The 15,608-nt window shown below is 55.2% G+C and carries 16 protein-coding genes and 1 pseudogene; 9 read left to right on the top strand and 8 right to left on the bottom strand.

Annotation, left to right across the window (positions count from 1 at the left end):
• Window positions 1-40 precede the first annotated feature (40 nt).
• A complete protein-coding gene (locus K7H21_RS00190) occupies window positions 41-913 on the bottom strand; it encodes a DUF6708 domain-containing protein (RefSeq protein ID WP_223035499.1) in 873 nt (290 codons plus the stop codon).
• A 327-nt stretch (window positions 914-1,240) separates the two neighbouring features.
• Here K7H21_RS00190 and uhpA point away from each other — a divergent pair, with 327 nt between their 5' ends.
• The 5 genes from uhpA (at window position 1,241) to K7H21_RS00215 (ending at window position 6,829) form a co-directional block, all read left to right on the top strand.
• Complete coding sequence (gene uhpA / locus K7H21_RS00195) at window positions 1,241-1,834, top strand: transcriptional regulator UhpA (protein ID WP_004126848.1); 594 nt, start codon at window positions 1,241-1,243, stop codon at window positions 1,832-1,834.
• A 17-nt stretch (window positions 1,835-1,851) separates the two neighbouring features.
• Window positions 1,852-3,333 carry a signal transduction histidine-protein kinase/phosphatase UhpB gene (gene uhpB / locus K7H21_RS00200; RefSeq protein WP_162626104.1) on the top strand — a complete coding sequence of 494 codons (1,482 nt, stop codon included), beginning with the start codon at window positions 1,852-1,854 and terminating at the stop codon, window positions 3,331-3,333.
• 9 nt (window positions 3,334-3,342) lie between these two features.
• Complete coding sequence (gene uhpC, locus K7H21_RS00205; protein WP_004126845.1) at window positions 3,343-4,662, top strand: MFS transporter; 1,320 nt, start codon at window positions 3,343-3,345, stop codon at window positions 4,660-4,662.
• Window positions 4,663-4,807: 145 nt separating this feature from the next.
• Window positions 4,808-6,199: a hexose-6-phosphate:phosphate antiporter gene (uhpT, locus tag K7H21_RS00210; RefSeq protein ID WP_004126843.1), complete on the top strand. Its 1,392-nt coding sequence runs from the start codon at window positions 4,808-4,810 to the stop codon at window positions 6,197-6,199.
• Window positions 6,200-6,376: 177 nt separating this feature from the next.
• Window positions 6,377-6,829, top strand: a complete 453-nt coding sequence (locus K7H21_RS00215) for a DUF1198 domain-containing protein (RefSeq protein WP_004126841.1) — start codon at window positions 6,377-6,379, stop codon at window positions 6,827-6,829.
• An 82-nt stretch (window positions 6,830-6,911) separates the two neighbouring features.
• On the opposite strand, the gene K7H21_RS00220 is transcribed toward K7H21_RS00215, so the two are convergent.
• Together K7H21_RS00220 and K7H21_RS00225 are read right to left on the bottom strand one after the other, a co-directional pair.
• Window positions 6,912-7,235 carry a helix-turn-helix domain-containing protein gene (locus tag K7H21_RS00220; protein ID WP_004126838.1) on the bottom strand — a complete coding sequence of 108 codons (324 nt, stop codon included), beginning with the start codon at window positions 7,233-7,235 and terminating at the stop codon, window positions 6,912-6,914.
• A complete protein-coding gene (locus K7H21_RS00225) occupies window positions 7,219-7,578 on the bottom strand; it encodes a type II toxin-antitoxin system RelE/ParE family toxin (RefSeq protein ID WP_049113103.1) in 360 nt (119 codons plus the stop codon). The genes K7H21_RS00220 and K7H21_RS00225 overlap by 17 nt, the downstream gene beginning before the upstream one ends.
• Before the next feature lie 213 nt (window positions 7,579-7,791).
• On the opposite strand from K7H21_RS00225, the gene nepI reads away from it, so the two are divergent.
• Entirely contained in the window at window positions 7,792-8,973 is a 1,182-nt protein-coding gene (gene nepI, locus K7H21_RS00230; RefSeq protein WP_087828616.1) for a purine ribonucleoside efflux pump NepI, read from the top strand.
• Window positions 8,974-9,093: 120 nt separating this feature from the next.
• On the opposite strand, the gene K7H21_RS00235 is transcribed toward nepI, so the two are convergent.
• From K7H21_RS00235 to K7H21_RS00250, 4 genes are all read right to left on the bottom strand, one after another.
• A complete protein-coding gene (locus K7H21_RS00235) occupies window positions 9,094-10,473 on the bottom strand; it encodes a carbohydrate porin (RefSeq protein WP_142471540.1) in 1,380 nt (459 codons plus the stop codon).
• A gap of 102 nt (window positions 10,474-10,575) precedes the next feature.
• Window positions 10,576-10,878: a PTS lactose/cellobiose transporter subunit IIA gene (locus K7H21_RS00240; protein WP_004126831.1), complete on the bottom strand. Its 303-nt coding sequence runs from the start codon at window positions 10,876-10,878 to the stop codon at window positions 10,576-10,578.
• Window positions 10,879-10,986: 108 nt separating this feature from the next.
• Window positions 10,987-12,312 (bottom strand): PTS sugar transporter subunit IIC, encoded by a 1,326-nt coding sequence (locus K7H21_RS00245; protein ID WP_087828375.1) that lies wholly within the window; start codon window positions 12,310-12,312, stop codon window positions 10,987-10,989.
• Between the two features lie 11 nt (window positions 12,313-12,323).
• Window positions 12,324-12,635 carry a PTS sugar transporter subunit IIB gene (locus K7H21_RS00250; protein ID WP_004126827.1) on the bottom strand — a complete coding sequence of 104 codons (312 nt, stop codon included), beginning with the start codon at window positions 12,633-12,635 and terminating at the stop codon, window positions 12,324-12,326.
• A 294-nt stretch (window positions 12,636-12,929) separates the two neighbouring features.
• Between K7H21_RS00250 and K7H21_RS00255 the strand changes: the two genes are divergently transcribed.
• Complete coding sequence (locus K7H21_RS00255; protein WP_004126823.1) at window positions 12,930-13,871, top strand: LacI family DNA-binding transcriptional regulator; 942 nt, start codon at window positions 12,930-12,932, stop codon at window positions 13,869-13,871.
• A 22-nt stretch (window positions 13,872-13,893) separates the two neighbouring features.
• Here the strand turns inward: K7H21_RS00255 and K7H21_RS00260 are convergent, their stop codons facing one another.
• Complete coding sequence (locus K7H21_RS00260) at window positions 13,894-14,187, bottom strand: YicS family protein (protein ID WP_004126821.1); 294 nt, start codon at window positions 14,185-14,187, stop codon at window positions 13,894-13,896.
• Window positions 14,188-14,397: 210 nt separating this feature from the next.
• Here K7H21_RS00260 and K7H21_RS00265 point away from each other — a divergent pair.
• Both K7H21_RS00265 and K7H21_RS00270 read left to right on the top strand, forming a co-directional pair.
• A pseudogene (locus tag K7H21_RS00265) lies at window positions 14,398-15,351 on the top strand (Rpn family recombination-promoting nuclease/putative transposase).
• Window positions 15,351-15,608, top strand: a complete 258-nt coding sequence (locus K7H21_RS00270) for a hypothetical protein (protein WP_004126815.1) — start codon at window positions 15,351-15,353, stop codon at window positions 15,606-15,608. The pseudogene K7H21_RS00265 and the gene K7H21_RS00270 overlap by 1 nt, the downstream one beginning before the upstream one ends.

A 15,608-nucleotide genomic window follows, 5' to 3' on the forward strand; every position in this document is an offset into this window, starting at 1 on the left:
GCTGGACATATTCCTGCCGGGAAGAAAATCTGCTCTGGATTTATTCAGAGCAGATTCTTCTGTACTCATCTAAAGAGAACGCTTTCGATTTTTTATCTATATCATCAGGCCACTTTACTTCGCGGCCATAAATGCCAACTTGCGTATTAACGGATGTGTCTAATAACCGATCGTTGAAACTCATATAGTTACAGATCCATAGCCACAGCTTGTAGTTAGGCATTAATAGCGCGTCCGTACCTGCGTCGGTCGATATCAGGTTAAAGGCATCGATCATAGTAGTGCTAATACTGGAGTCATAAACGATACAGCGAATGGTGGAGTATGATGAGTGCTTATTGTGTGAATATATACTGATGGCTTGTATCTGACTCCAGTCATACTCTTTGCATTCAGGTCTTGTTCTCTTATAAAAAGGGTAATACCACCAGAAAGTATAAGTTAATTTATAAGTAATACTATACATAACGTGATCGTAAACATAAACCTTGCCTGTTTTCCGATTAAAACGAACGGGATAGTGACGAGGGGCGAAGATAAAGTAATTTACGACGGCTGCGAAAACAAAAGTCATAAAAAATATAATAACAACTGCGAAATGCATTAAAAGTTGATCGTCTGCTCTGGACTGCCAGGTTTCAACATATCGCGCATAATTAAATATCGCATCATAGAAAAAAAATAAAACAGCACCAAAGCATAAAATAGCAACAGGTAAGAAAAGCACCACGCCCAGGATGTTCATCCCATAAAATGAAGTGTAGTTACGCGTAATCTCACAGTAGTTATCATTGATATAAGCCAATTTACCGCTATGCGACAGCTTATCCGTTTTGCTCTGTGTTGTTTTATTTAGCTTATTGAGCTGGTGCTCATCGATCGTTTGCTTTGCTAAGTGAGGCCGTTGCTGCATATATTTTTCCTTGCTGATATCAAAGAGACAATATCACGCTGGTTACTCTCTGTACATAATGGCCGCATGGCATTCTGCCTGTCATAATATATAAATCATTCTCGGCATGAATAATTTATAGCGTTACACTGCGATTACTCAAATAAGACAAAAATTTTAAATTGTTCGTCTGCAGTCAAAGGGCTTACCGACTGTCCAGCCCATTGCGTAACTGCTTACTACCCTGTTCAGCAAAATCGCGGTGTTGTTCGAATAATCGCTCGAGGCTTGAACCACTGCGCGCTTATCGTTAAGGTAAGCGCGTTTTTTAACCCGCCAGGAATCGCCATGACCACAATCGCCCTTATTGACGATCACCTTATCGTCCGATCCGGCTTTGCCCAACTGCTGGGGCTGGAAGCCGATTTTCAGGTCGTCGCCGAATTCGGTTCCGGGCGCGAGGCGCTGGCGGGGCTGCCCGGTCGCGGCGTGCAGGTCTGCATCTGCGATATCTCGATGCCGGATATCTCCGGGCTTGAATTATTAAACCAGCTGCCGAAAGGGATGGCGATCGTCATGCTGTCGGTGCATGACAGCCCGGCGCTGGTGGAGCAGGCGCTGAACGCCGGGGCGCGCGGTTTTCTCTCTAAGCGCTGCAGTCCGGATGAGCTGATCGCCGCCGTGCGCACCGTGGCGGCTGGCGGCTGTTATCTGACGCCGGATATCGCCATGAAGCTGGCGGCCGGACGACGGGACCCGCTGACCAGGCGCGAACGCGAGGTGGCGGAAAAGCTGGCGCAGGGGATGGCGGTAAAAGAGATTGCCGCCGAGCTGGGCCTGTCGCCGAAAACCGTCCACGTTCATCGCGCCAACCTGCTCGAAAAGCTGGGCGTCAGCAACGACGTCGAGCTGGCGCGCCGCATGTTCGATAGCTGGCAATGAAAGCCTTTTTCTCGCGGCTGCTCTCGGTCGTCGGCTGTTGCTTTATCTTTTCCGCCGCGTGGTTTTGCCTGTGGAGCATCAGCCTGCACCTGGTGGAGCGCCCCGACCTTGCGGTGTTGCTTTTCCCCTTTGGCCTGCGGCTTGGCCTGATGCTGCAGTGCCCGCGCGGCTACTGGCCGGTTCTGCTGGGCGCGGAGTGGCTGCTGATCCTCTGGCTGGCGCAGGAAGTGGCGCTGGCGCACCCGATAATATTGATGACTGGAAGCCTGTTGACCCTGCTGCCGGTGGCGCTGATATCGCGCTATCGTCATCAGCGTGACTGGCTGACGTTGTTGCGCCAGGGCGCAGCGCTGATTGCCGCCGCGCTGCTGCAATCGCTACCCTGGCTGGCGGAAGGTAAAGAGGGGCTGAATGCGCTGCTGCTGACTCTGACCGGCGGCCTGACGCTGGCGCCCACCTGTCTGGTTATCTGGCACTACCTTACCAGCACCGTCTGGCGGCCGCTGGGGCCATCGCTGGTCTCGCAGCCGGTGAACTGGCGCGGGCGGCATCTTATCTGGTACCTGCTGCTGTTCAGCGTCAGCCTCTGGCTCCAACTGGGGCTGCCCGCCGAGCTCTCACGATTTACGCCCTTCTGCCTGGCGCTGCCGATTATCGCTCTGGCCTGGCATTACGGCTGGCAGGGGGCGCTGATCGCGACCCTGATGAACGCCATCGCGCTGATTGCCAGCCAGACCTGGCACGATCATCCGGTGGATTTACTGCTTTCGCTGCTGGCGCAAAGCTTGACCGGCCTGCTGCTGGGCGCCGGAATACAGCGGCTGCGCGAGCTGAATCAGTCGCTGCAAAAGGAGCTGGTGCGTAACCAGCGGCTGGCGGAGCGCCTGCTGGAAACCGAGGAGAGCGTGCGCCGCGAGGTGGCCCGCGAGCTGCACGATGATATCGGGCAGACCATCACCGCAATTCGTACCCAGGCGGGGATCGTTCAGCGGCTGGCGCCCAACAGCGCCAGCGTCAGGCAGAGCGGTCAGCTGATTGAGCAGCTCTCGCTCGGCGTCTACGATTCCGTGCGCCGTCTGCTGGGGCGCTTGCGTCCACGCCAGCTGGACGACCTGACGCTTGAACAGGCGGTACGTTCGCTGATGCGCGAAATGGAGCTGGAGGATCGCGGTATGGTCAGCCATCTGGCGTGGCGTATCGATGAGTCGCTGCTGAGCGAAAACCAGCGCGTCACCCTGTTCCGCGTCTGCCAGGAGGGGCTGAATAATATCGTCAAACACGCCAGCGCCAGTGCCGTCACGCTGCAAGGCTGGCAGCAGGAGCAGCGGCTGATGCTGGTGATCGAGGACGACGGCTGCGGCCTGCCGCCGGGCTCCGGTCAGCAGGGCTTTGGCCTCACCGGCATGCGCGAGCGCGTCACCGCCCTGGGCGGCACCCTGACCATCTCCTGCACCCACGGCACTCGCGTTTGCGTCAGCCTGCCGCTGCGTTACGCCTGAGGAACGATAATGTTTGCCTTTTTAAAATCCCCGCCCGATGCTCCGCCGATTACCGACAAACAGGCGCTGGACGAGCGCTACCGCTACTGGCGTCGGCATATTCTGCTGACCATCTGGCTGGGCTATGCGCTGTTTTACTTCACCCGTAAAAGCTTTAACGCCGCGGTGCCGGAAATTCTCGCCAGCAACGTTTTGACCCGCAGCGATATCGGTCTGCTGGCGACGCTGTTCTACATCACCTATGGGCTATCGAAATTTTTCTCCGGTATCGTCAGCGATCGCTCTAACGCCCGCTATTTTATGGGCATCGGCCTGGTCGCTACCGGCGTGGTGAATATTCTGTTTGGCTTTTCCACTTCCCTGTGGGCCTTCGCGCTGCTGTGGGCGCTGAACGCCTTCTTCCAGGGATGGGGCTCGCCGGTATGCGCCCGCCTGCTGACGGCCTGGTATTCGCGTACCGAGCGCGGCGGCTGGTGGGCGCTATGGAACACGGCGCATAACGTCGGCGGGGCGCTGATTCCGATGGTGGTTGGCGCGGCGGCGCTGCACTACGGCTGGCGAACGGGGATGATGATTGCCGGGATGCTGGCGATCCTCGCTGGGCTGTTTCTCTGCTGGCGGCTGCGCGACCGGCCGCAGGCGGTCGGCCTGCCCGCAGTGGGCGACTGGCGGCACGATGAGCTGGAGATTGCTCAGCAGCAGGAGGGCGCTGGCCTGACTCGCAAAGAGATCCTCACCAAATACGTGCTGCTGAATCCCTATATCTGGCTGCTCTCGCTGTGCTACGTGTTGGTATACGTGGTGCGCGCGGCAATTAACGATTGGGGCAACCTGTACATGTCGGAAACGCTCGGCGTCGATCTGGTCACGGCGAATTCGGCGGTCACCATGTTCGAAGTGGGCGGTTTTATCGGCGCGCTGGTGGCGGGCTGGGGCTCGGATAAGCTCTTCAACGGCAACCGCGGGCCGATGAACCTGATTTTCGCCGCCGGGATTTTGTTGTCGGTTGGCGGGCTGTGGCTGATGCCGTTCGCCAGCTACGTGATGCAGGCGGCCTGCTTCTTTACCGCCGGCTTTTTCGTTTTTGGCCCGCAGATGCTGATCGGCATGGCGGCGGCGGAGTGCTCGCACAAAGAGGCGGCTGGGGCGGCAACCGGCTTTGTTGGCCTGTTTGCCTATCTTGGCGCATCGCTCTCCGGCTGGCCGCTGGCGCAGGTGATGGAGATCTGGCACTGGAGCGGATTTTTCGTGGTTATTGCCATTGCCGCCGGTATTTCCGCCCTGCTGCTGCTGCCGTTTTTAAACGCCCAGGCGCCGCGAGAAGCGTGACCGACTTCACCTTTCTTCGCCGAATGGCGTAAAACTAAGAAATTTTCCCGGTTTCGCCTGGACGCTGTCTCAGGCGAGTCTCCCGGCTGATTTTTACAATGCCTGCCATTCGCAGGTACTAAATCAGCTCAGGAGTCACCCAATCATGCTGGCCTTCTTAAACCAGGTGCGCAAGCCAACCCTGGACCTGCCGCTCGAAGCGCGGCGCAAAATGTGGTTCAAACCGTTCATGCAGTCGTATCTGGTGGTTTTCATCGGCTATCTGACCATGTATCTGATCCGCAAAAACTTTAATATCGCGCAGAACGACATGATCTCCACCTACGGGTTGAGCATGACGCAGCTGGGGATGATCGGCCTCGGCTTTTCTATCACCTACGGCGTGGGGAAAACGCTGGTCTCCTACTACGCAGACGGTAAGAACACCAAGCAGTTTCTGCCGTTTATGCTGATTCTCTCGGCCATCTGTATGCTCGGCTTCAGCGCCAGCATGGGCGCGGGGTCGACCAGCCTGTTCCTGATGATCGCCTTCTACGCTCTGAGCGGCTTCTTCCAGAGCACCGGCGGCTCGTGCAGCTATTCGACCATTACCAAGTGGACGCCTCGCCGTAAGCGCGGCACCTTCCTCGGCTTCTGGAATATCTCTCACAACCTCGGCGGCGCCGGCGCGGCGGGCGTGGCGCTGTTTGGCGCCAACTACCTGTTTGACGGCCACGTGATCGGGATGTTTATCTTCCCGTCGATTATTGCGTTAATCGTCGGTTTTATCGGCCTGCGCTTCGGCAGCGACTCCCCGGAATCCTACGGTCTCGGTAACGCCGAAGAGCTGTTTGGCGAAGAGATCAGCGAAGAGGATAAAGAGACGGAAGAGAATGCCATGACCAAATGGCAGATCTTCGTCGAATACGTGCTGAAGAACAAAGTTATCTGGCTGCTGTGCTTCTCCAACATCTTCCTGTACGTGGTACGCATCGGCATCGATCAGTGGTCCACCGTTTACGCTTTCCAGGAGCTGAAGCTCTCCAAAGAGGTGGCGATTCAGGGCTTTACCCTGTTTGAAGTGGGCGCGCTGGTTGGCACGCTGCTGTGGGGATGGCTGTCGGATCTGGCAAACGGACGCCGCGCGCTGGTGGCCTGCGTTGCGCTGGCGCTGATTATCGCCACGCTAGGGGTTTATCAGCATGCCAGCAATCAATACGTTTATCTCGCATCGCTGTTTGCGCTGGGTTTCCTGGTGTTTGGCCCGCAGCTGCTGATCGGCGTCGCCGCGGTAGGCTTCGTGCCGAAAAAAGCGATTGGCGCTGCCGACGGGATCAAGGGCACCTTCGCCTATCTGATCGGCGACAGCTTTGCCAAGCTGGGACTCGGGATGATTGCCGACGGTACGCCAATTTTCGGCCTCACCGGCTGGGCGGGCACCTTTGCGGCGCTGGATGCGGCGGCAATTGGCTGCATCTGCCTGATGGCCATCGTCGCGGTCTTTGAGGAACGTAAAATCCGCCGCCAGAAAAAGACACAAACTTTGCAGACTGCCTGAGTCATTGGGTGTGAGTTACGTTGCCCGGCCTCTGCGCCGGGCTTTTTTATGCCTCTTGCCGGGCGGTTTGATGATAGCGATACGGGGCCGCGATAAGTCACATTATGGTACTTCCGGCAGTCGACAGCGGGCAATTTCCCATTATGATAGTGGGGCTGCGATTGAATGAGAGGATGCATGATCTGGTTAGGACTGGCCACGCTGATAGTGGTATTTGTTGTGGGATTTCGGGTGCTTACCTCTGATTCACGCCGTGCGATTCGCCGTCTGAGCGAACGGTTAGGCATTACGCCGGTACCGCTGGAATCGATGATCGATCAGCTGGGAAAAACCGCCGGCAACGAGTATCTGCGCTACCTGGAGCGGCCGAATGAAGCGCATTTGCAAAATGCCGCGCAGGTGCTGCTGGTCTGGCAGGTCGCTATCGTCGACGGCAGCGAGCAGAACCTGCACTACTGGTATCGGCTGATGAAAAAGTCCCGCCTCGCGGCGCCGATTACCGAAGCGCAAATCCGCCTGGCACAAGGTTTTCTTCGCGAGCTGGAGCCGGAAGTGAGTGAGCTGCACGCTTTGCAGGAGCGCTATAACGCGCTGTTTTTGCCGGAGGATGGCGTCCACTGGCTGCACTGATATCACTTCCCGGTGCACTGTTGGCTTCGTTAAACGTCACGCCGACGAGGCCACCGGTGCAAAAGTCATCGCAACAAAGCCATCATGCCAGTACCTCTAACCCATGTTTTTGCACGATGGTGAGTAATTTCAGTGCCAGCCCACCGGGGCGTTTTGCCCCGCTTTCCCATTTTTGGACCGTGGAAACGCTGGTGTTCAGATAGCGGGCAAAAACCGGCTGACTGACGTTGAGTTGGTCACGTAGAGCCTTAATTTCACCAGGTTGGAAATCGCTTACGCGGCTGATGCATGTTTCATCAAAGCTGCGCATTGTCTCCTGCGCGATCGCATCAACACTGTATAAACCTGCTGCAGCGCTATGGATAGCTTCAAAGGCGGGGCTTTTGAATTTAGTTTTTGCAGTCATGACAAATCTCCACCAATTCTTTTCTCTTAACCAATGCCGCCATTTTCTCCTCGCTGAGAAGGGAATAATGCCTGGCTAACTCACGGAACGCCGCGAGTTCTCGGTTATCGATATTGGCGATATCCTGTTTGGCGTATAAAAATGTGTAAAACCAATGCTCAGCGCCCTTTGCCAGAATAATTGCGCGATCGCGATTTTTATTGAGGCGTTTTTTGTAAACGCCGCCACCAAGGTTATCTGCTTTTCCCAGGAGAGTGGCTTCAATCGCTTTGCAGAGTTCGCCATCATCAATCGCATGGGCCCGGGCTTCCCTGGTAAACCATTTCGTTTTAAAAACACGCATTGGCTGACATCCTGTAACCATAAATATAGCACCAAGTGCTATGTTATTTCTTCCTCTTACTGTTCTGAAATACCTAAGAACGTGATTTTCCGGTTATGCGAGCAGCTACGCAGGAGCTTTGCAAGGCCTGAAAAGTTGTCAAAACGTTAAATTCGTCACATTTAAAATGTTACACTGCGCGGCTTCCCCGTCGTTCAACCATGCAGGTAACTTATGACCCCTTCGAATGCCACTTCGCCCCAGGCTAATCAGTCAGCGCGACCCAACTGGTCGGCTGTTTTTGCGGTGGCCTTCTGCGTTGCCTGCCTGATTACCGTTGAGTTCCTGCCGGTAAGCCTGCTCACGCCGATGGCGCAGGATTTGGGCATCTCCGAAGGCGTTGCCGGGCAGTCGGTTACCACTACGGCGTTCGTGGCGATGTTTGCCAGCCTGTTTATCACCTCAATTATCCGCAGTACCGATCGCCGCTACGTGGTGATCCTGTTTTCGGTTCTGCTGACCCTTTCCTGCCTGTTGGTCTCGTTTGCCAACAGCTTTTCGTTATTGCTGCTGGGCCGCGCGTGCCTTGGTCTGGCGCTGGGCGGCTTTTGGGCGATGTCGGCGTCGCTCACCATGCGGCTGGTGCCGATGCGCGTGGTGCCCAAAGCGCTATCGGTTATTTTCGGCGCGGTATCGATAGCGCTGGTGATCGCCGCGCCGCTGGGCAGCTTCCTTGGCGGTATTATCGGCTGGCGTAACGTCTTTAACGGCGCGGCGGTCATGGGCGTGATCTGTACGATTTGGGTGCTGAAGGCGCTGCCGTCTCTGCCGGGCGAGTCGACCTCGGCGCAGCAAAACATGTTCGGCCTGCTGAAGCGGCCCGGCGTGATGGCCGGGATGTGCGCCATCTTTATGGCCTTCGCTGGCCAGTTTGCTTTCTTTACCTATATCCGCCCGGTGTATATGACGCTGGCGGGCTTTGACGTCGACGGTTTGACGCTGGTACTGCTCAGCTTCGGCATCGCCAGCTTTGTCGGCACCTCGCTCTCCTCAATGCTGCTCAAGCGCTCGGTGAAAGCGGCGCTGGCGATTGCCCCAGTAGTGCTGGCTATCAGCGCCGCGGTGCTGGTGCTGTGGGGAGAGAGTAAAATCGTGGCGTCGACGGTGGCGGTAATCTGGGGCTTTGCCTTCGCGTTGATACCGGTAGGCTGGTCAACGTGGATCACCCGCTCCCTGTCCGATCAGGCGGAAAAAGCCGGGTCGATTCAGGTGGCGGTGATCCAGTTGGCTAACACCTGCGGCGCAGCGATTGGCGGCGTGGCGCTGGATCACCTCGGTTTGCTCTCGCCGCTGGTCCTCTCCGGTACGTTGATGCTGATTACCGGCCTGCTGGTGGCGACGAAAGTGCGGGTGTAATGGGGCTACGGGTTCACCGCAGCCTGCGGTTAGGTCGCCCGGACAGGCGCGCAGCGCCGCCTCCGGGAATGCGCACCCGGGTCAGGCTCTTACACCGTGACCCCGGGCGATTTCACTCTCTTAGAACCACGCTTCAAACATGCCGCCGACGTTCAGCGAATCCAGCTGTTCGTCTTTGGTGCCGTTGACCTTCGCAGTGCGCTTGTTATCCACCTGGCCGCCGGTCACGTAGAAGCGCAGCATCGGACGGAACTCCGGCCCCATACCGATGGCGATATTCTGCGACAGCGTCAGCTTCCAGCCGTGGTTATCGCCGCCCTGGTCGTAATCGACGCGCTGGTAGCCCGCTTCCAGCCAGGTGGAGTGCACGTCGTTCCAGAAGTACATCGGACGGACGATGGCGCCGTAGTTTTTGCGGTTATCGGTGTTGTCCTTGCCGTTATCATAGTCGTGGAAGGCCAGCAGATATTCGATCTGCGCCTGCCGGGTAAATTTATGCAGCCCTTCAAAGCTGGCGTAGATAGCGGTCAGGTCATCGGTTTTGTTGTAGACGCTGTTATCCGAGTTATCGGAGTAGCGCAGGATCACTTTATTGACGCCGCTGTCGTTGGTGTGGCTCAGCACCAGCCCGCCCTGCCAGGCGTCGAGACGCTCGTCGCTGTCCACCGCTTTCGAATCAAAACCGTAGTTGGCGTATACCTCAACGTCGATCGGCCCGGCCTTGATGTTGTGGGTTTTGGTGGTCAGGGCGTAGTGGCCGTTATCGCCGGTACCGGAGCCGCCGGTACAGGTGATGCGCGACGGGTTGGCCTCATCGGCCATCACTTCCGGGCTACAGGACTCCACCTGCGACACCCCCGCCACGTCAAACTGCACGCCGCCGATCTCAAAGTTTTTCACCCCGGCGCCCTGGCCATCGTGGTTCATCCAGAAGTAGTCGTTGATCCCCTGCTGCGGACGCTGATGGAAGTCGCGGCCTGCCCAGATATAAGCGTTGGGGTTAGATTCCAGCACGTTGGTGACGCCGACGTAGGCTTTTTTCAGGTTAACTTCATCGCTCCAGTGGTCAAACATGACGTTGATATCCCAGATCGCGCCTTTATTGCTCTTGAAGGCTTTGGTTATCTGGAATTCGCCGCCGTTACCTTCGTTGCCTAAACGACCGATCGCCGAGGCGCCGTTATAGGAGCCATCCACGCCGACAAACTTCTGATCGCCGGTCTGGAACTGCGCGCCGTAGCGGGCGTAGCCGCTGAACTTGAGGCCGAAGGGGATCGCCATATCCGGCGTGGCCGCGGTGGTCTGCGGGTTGGTAATGACGTCCACTTTTTTATCGGCGGCGGCGTCGATTTTTGCCTGGCGCTCGGCCAGAGCTTTATCGACGGCTTTCGCCACAATGGCGTCGATCTGTTCTTGAGTAAATTCTTGCGCGAATACGGAAATTGGGCACAGCGCGGCGACGACCGCCATGGTTAATGGCAGCATTTTTACAGTTTTCATCATTATCTCGCTTTTAATAATTCATATATTCAGATAATAGCTATCCCGCCAGGATAAGCTGGTATATTTAGTTCGGGTACTGTTGTTAAATATTTATATAAATTAACGCTGATATAAATGAATTAACTCTTCCGAAAATTCACGGGCGAGCAGCGAATTCATTAAGTGATCCTGAGCATGGACCATAATTAACGTCATCGGCTGGCGCGCTTCGCCGGCATCCTGTTCGATAAGCTGGGTCTGCATCTGATGCGCCCGACGGGCGTAGCCATCGGCTTCATTCAGAAGCAAGCGCGCTTCATCTATATTACCGTTGCGGGCGCAATGGAGTGCTTCAAAACACAATGAGCGTGACTGTCCCGCATTAACGATAATTTCCATTACCGCATCTTCTAATTCAATCATGATAGGTCCTGAGGTCATTAACTTTATTATTTAAAGTAATGCAGCAAAATCCCTTTTCCGCATTATTTATGCCGTCATCTAAAATATAATATTAAATATATTGATTCATTATTGGCTGACCGTTTCGGCAACCGGAACCGCGGCTTTTGCTTTTTCAACTTCAGTTTTCATTAACGAGCGTTCATAGGCGCGCAGGAATGGCAGATAGATTAGCGCCGACATCACCATACAAATCAGGCACATGACCAGTGGGCTTAGCGTCCAGTTTGCAGCCCATGATGCGCCGATAGGCGCCGGCGTCGTCCACGGCGTCAGCGAAACCACCTGGCTGAGCCAGCCGAGACGCGTCGCGCCATAAGCCAGAACGGCGTTGATCATCGGGACAAAGACGAACGGGATAAACATCATCGGGTTCATGATAATCGGCGCGCCGAACAGGATCGGTTCGTTGATATTAAAGAAGCTTGGCACAATGCCCATTTTACCGATGGTACGCAGATGGGTTACGCGGCTACGCAGCAGCAGGAACGCCAGCGGTAGCGTGGAACCGACGCCGCCTATGAGCAGATAGTGATCCCAGAAACCTTGCAGATAGACATGCGGCAGGGCCACACCGGCCGCCAGCGCGGCCTGGTTTGCCGACAGGTTGGCCATCCAGAAGGGGTTCATAATACCGGTCACGATCAGCGAACCGTGGATTCCGGCGAACCAGAAAATCTGGCACATCAGGACGGAAAGCAGAATCGCCGGCAGGGAGTCAGAGGCGGAAACCAGGGGCTCCAGCAGGTGCATAATCGCCTGCGGTAGAATCATACCGGTCTGCGCTTCGATAAACAGATTCAGCGGATGCAGGGTCGCGATCACCACCAGTACCGGGATAAGAATTTCAAACGAGCGGGCCACGCCGGTCGGCACCTCTTTTGGCAGGCGAATCGTAATATTGTTCTGCTTTAACCAGGCGTAAACGCGGGTGGAGTAGATGGCGGTGATCAAAGCGGTAAAAATGCCCTGACCGGAGAGGTACTGGGTGGAGATTTTGCCATCGGCGTACGGCGCGGCAACCAGTAAGAAGGCCATGAACGCCAGCAGACCGGACATTACCGGGTCGAGCTGGAACTGACGTCCGAGGCTGGCGCCGATTCCCACCGAAATAAAAAACGTCATTACGCCCATGCTGAGGTTAAACGGCAGCATCAGCTGTTCACGGTATTGCTGGGAGAAATCCAGCCAGCCGCGGGCGAAACCATTCGTGGTATCTGGGGAGAAAGGTGGAAAGATAAATACCAGCATGAATGAGCCGATGATCATAAACGGCAATGCGGCAGTGAAGCCATCGCGAATCGCGATAACGTATTTCTGCTGCCCAAGGCGTCCTGCCAGCGGGGTAATTGATTGCTCGATCACGGCAATCATGGACTGATACAGAGAACTCATTTGCACACCTCTTAATGCGCTGCAATCAGCGACAGGGCATAATCCAGGACGTTATCTCCCCGCTGCATTCCGTAATCCATGGTGTTAATCGCCTGGACCGGAATATTCAGGGGAGCGGCTTTCTCAGATAAGTTTTTCAGCATGTATTTCACCTGTGGCCCAAGAAGCACCACCTGGTATTGCGGAAACTGCATGTCAAATTCGGAAACTCCGTAGGCGTCAATCTGCACTGGCAGATTACGTTCCTTCGCGGCATCAACCATCTTTCTGACCAGCAGACTGGTGGACATTCCGGCAGAGCAGCACAGCATAATCTTGTACATCGACATTCGTCCTCAAAATGTAAAAAGTTATTGCGTGGATGATTTGATATCAGACGGAAACCGGTTTCCATTTATAAAAAACAGAACTGTGATAATCATCAAGATCTGTCAGTCAAAGGGGCTGTTAATTAGATTTTGCTCACAAATTTTCCTGGTTTTTGCTACGATTTTCCATGAAACGGAAAATCGGTTTCCAAATAAAAAGGGAAACGGATATACTGCCGCTGGTGATTATTGAAGCGATTCAGGTTTAAGGATTTACAGGGATCGGATTGGCCCTGTCAGGGGAAAATAATGTCTACAATCAACGATGTATCGCGGTTGGCTGGGGTGTCTAAAGCCACAGTCTCTCGGGTGTTGAGCGGTTCGCGCGGCGTAAAGGAAGCCAGCCGACAGGCGGTACTGCAGGCGGCGGAAGAGCTTAACTACCGGCCGAATATGATAGCGCAATCTTTGCTGAGTCAGACCACTGGCTGCATCGGCGTCATTTGCGCCCAGGACAACATAAATCAAACCACCAGCTATCTCTACGCGCTGGAAAAACAGCTCAGCCAGCACCAGAAGCATCTGCTGCTGCGTTTTGCCAACAGCCGCGACAGAGTGCTGCATTCGCTGGAAGAGTTGACCTGCGGCCTTTGCGATAATGTGTTAATCATCGGCGCGCGGTTTCCGCTCAATATCGACCGGCCCGACGTGGTACTGATTGACTGCCTGGAAAGCGACGGAACGAATAGCATTCAGTTTGACCACGCCTTCGCGGCGGAAACGGCCTGCAACTATCTGATAAGCCAGGGGCGGCGCCAGATTGCGCTAATCCATCCCCAGGCCAGCGGCTTTGCTGACCAGGTTCTGCTGGGCTATAAGCATGCGCTGGAAAAGAATTTTCTGCCGTTCAATCGCAACCTGGTTTTTCTCGACAGTCATTCGCCATCCGTGGCGGTGCAGGAGCTGATAAACAACGCAACTACCCTGAATTTTAATGCATTATTGGTGGCCAACGAGCAGCAGGCGCAACTGGTGGTGCCGCAGCTCCAGGCGTTTAATCGTGCGGTGCCGGAAAAAGTCATGGTGTTCAGCCTTGCGGGCTCGTTACAGCTGCCCGGTATTCCGACTATTCCGGCGATAGAATATTCAATGGACGCGATGGCCAGCCAGATCGTTAACTGGCTGACCGAGAAGACGCAAATGCTCGGCAGCAGCCCGCTGCGCGGGGATTTGATCATTCCGAACCGTTGATGGCGCTCCCCCGCAACCGGCGCTAGGGCATGGGGCAAGTAATGCCGCTAATGGCCTTCTGGTAAGCGGCGCTGTTGTTTTTATCCAGCGCCCGCGTCGCGCTTTGTACGGCAGTCTTATTTTCCGCTGATTCCAGTACGCGGTTAGCAAACTGCGTATCGTCCAGCGCGCTGCTGGCAGGGCAGTTTTTCCTCACATCCTTCACTATCTGCTGCTTTTGCTGTTCAAACTTCAGCCCGGAGAGCGGTGCGGCTGTCGCCACGCTGGGGAGCACCAGACAGACGGCCAGCGAAAGCGCAATTTTCATTCTCGTCATCACGGATATCCTTATTTTTATTAAAGCGTTCCTCTAACTATAGACGCATTCCTGAATCAACATTTTTGCGTGTCGCTTTCCGCAGGAATGTATCTGTTTCAGTCGCTGAAATTTATCTTCCGTAGCGGCAAGCAAAGCCGTTGATGCGCAGATGCCCGGCGTCGCGATGATGGATATATTCCAGCCATCGCGTTTCAGGGATGGCGGACCATGACGAAAAAAGGAACGACCTCGACGCCGCACGATGCGGTTTTTAAATAGTTTTTATCGCATCCCGAGTGCGCAAGGGATTTTATCGAGATTCATCTTCCCGCTTCGCTGCGCCAGCTGTGCGACCTGCAAACGCTTAAGCTGGAGTCCGGCAGCTTTATTGAGGCCGATTTGCGCGCAAGCTACTCCGACGTACTGTGGTCGCTGAAAACCCGCGACGGTGACGGCTATATCTACGTGGTAATTGAACATCAGAGCACGCCGGAAGCGCATATGGCATTCAGGCTGATGCGCTACGCGCTGGCGGCGATGCAGCGTCATCTGGACGCCGGGCACAAAACGCTGCCGCTGGTGGTGCCGATGCTGTTCTATCACGGCGCGAAAAGCCCCTATCCTTTCTCGCTGTGCTGGCTGGATGAGTTTGCCGATACGGAGGCCGCGCGGCGGATCTATGCCGCCGCTTTCCCGCTGGTGGATATTACGGTGGTGCCGGATGACGAGATCATGCAGCACCGGCGTGTGGCGCTGCTGGAGCTGATTCAAAAGCACATTCGCCAGCGCGATTTACTTGGCCTGGTGGAGCGATTAGCAGAGCTGTTGGTTAAAGGTTGCGCTAATGACAGCCAGTTGAAAGCGCTGTTTAATTACATGCTGCAGTGTGGCGATGCGCCTCATTTTGGTGAATTTCTTCACGAGGTCGAGCGGCGCGTTCCTCAACATAAGGAGGTATTCATGACGATTGCGGAAAGGCTACGGCAGGAAGGGAGACAAGAAGGCAAGTTGGAGGGCAAGTTAGAAGGTAAACAAGAGGGTAGACAAGAAGAAGCGTTGCGTATTGCCCGTTCACTTCTGGAGCAGGGGTTTGAGCGCGAGCTGGTACGGATGACTATTGGGCTCTCGGATGATGATCTGAATGCATTCCAGGATGCATCCCTCAAGATGGGGGAAAATTAATGACGATTGTAGAGAGACTACCGCTGGAAGAGATACCACAGGAGTTACAACCTGAGTATTTACTGGGATATCTGTTGGAATTATACCTGGAGTTTTATGAAGGATTTCAGGAAGGTAAACGAGAAGAGGCATTGCGTATTGCTCGTTCATGTCTGGAACAGGGATTTGAGCGCGAGCTGGTGCAGGTGGTTTGTGAGCTGTCGGATGACGACCTGAAGATGCTGCAAACGCAGGTCGCAGCATCTCCTGCCCGATAA

Source organism: Klebsiella sp. CTHL.F3a (assembly GCF_019890895.1).
GTDB classification, from domain to species: Bacteria; Pseudomonadota; Gammaproteobacteria; order Enterobacterales; family Enterobacteriaceae; genus Klebsiella; species Klebsiella grimontii.

What these genes read in the sequence shown, in the direction of transcription:
- K7H21_RS00235 (WP_142471540.1), bottom strand. Translation starts at nt 10,473, where the DNA reads ATGAAAACTGTAAAAATGCTGCCATTAACCATGGCGGTCGTCGCCGCG.
- K7H21_RS00250 (WP_004126827.1), bottom strand. Translation starts at nt 12,635, where the DNA reads ATGTACAAGATTATGCTGTGCTGCTCTGCCGGAATGTCCACCAGTCTG.
- uhpA (WP_004126848.1), top strand. Translation starts at nt 1,241, where the DNA reads ATGACCACAATCGCCCTTATTGACGATCACCTTATCGTCCGATCCGGC.
- K7H21_RS00215 (WP_004126841.1), top strand. Translation starts at nt 6,377, where the DNA reads ATGATCTGGTTAGGACTGGCCACGCTGATAGTGGTATTTGTTGTGGGA.
- K7H21_RS00255 (WP_004126823.1), top strand. Translation starts at nt 12,930, where the DNA reads ATGTCTACAATCAACGATGTATCGCGGTTGGCTGGGGTGTCTAAAGCC.
- K7H21_RS00190 (WP_223035499.1), bottom strand. Translation starts at nt 913, where the DNA reads ATGCAGCAACGGCCTCACTTAGCAAAGCAAACGATCGATGAGCACCAG.
- K7H21_RS00240 (WP_004126831.1), bottom strand. Translation starts at nt 10,878, where the DNA reads ATGATTGAATTAGAAGATGCGGTAATGGAAATTATCGTTAATGCGGGA.
- K7H21_RS00270 (WP_004126815.1), top strand. Translation starts at nt 15,351, where the DNA reads ATGACGATTGTAGAGAGACTACCGCTGGAAGAGATACCACAGGAGTTA.
- uhpC (WP_004126845.1), top strand. Translation starts at nt 3,343, where the DNA reads ATGTTTGCCTTTTTAAAATCCCCGCCCGATGCTCCGCCGATTACCGAC.
- K7H21_RS00220 (WP_004126838.1), bottom strand. Translation starts at nt 7,235, where the DNA reads ATGACTGCAAAAACTAAATTCAAAAGCCCCGCCTTTGAAGCTATCCAT.
- uhpT (WP_004126843.1), top strand. Translation starts at nt 4,808, where the DNA reads ATGCTGGCCTTCTTAAACCAGGTGCGCAAGCCAACCCTGGACCTGCCG.
- K7H21_RS00245 (WP_087828375.1), bottom strand. Translation starts at nt 12,312, where the DNA reads ATGAGTTCTCTGTATCAGTCCATGATTGCCGTGATCGAGCAATCAATT.
- nepI (WP_087828616.1), top strand. Translation starts at nt 7,792, where the DNA reads ATGACCCCTTCGAATGCCACTTCGCCCCAGGCTAATCAGTCAGCGCGA.
- K7H21_RS00260 (WP_004126821.1), bottom strand. Translation starts at nt 14,187, where the DNA reads ATGACGAGAATGAAAATTGCGCTTTCGCTGGCCGTCTGTCTGGTGCTC.
- K7H21_RS00225 (WP_049113103.1), bottom strand. Translation starts at nt 7,578, where the DNA reads ATGCGTGTTTTTAAAACGAAATGGTTTACCAGGGAAGCCCGGGCCCAT.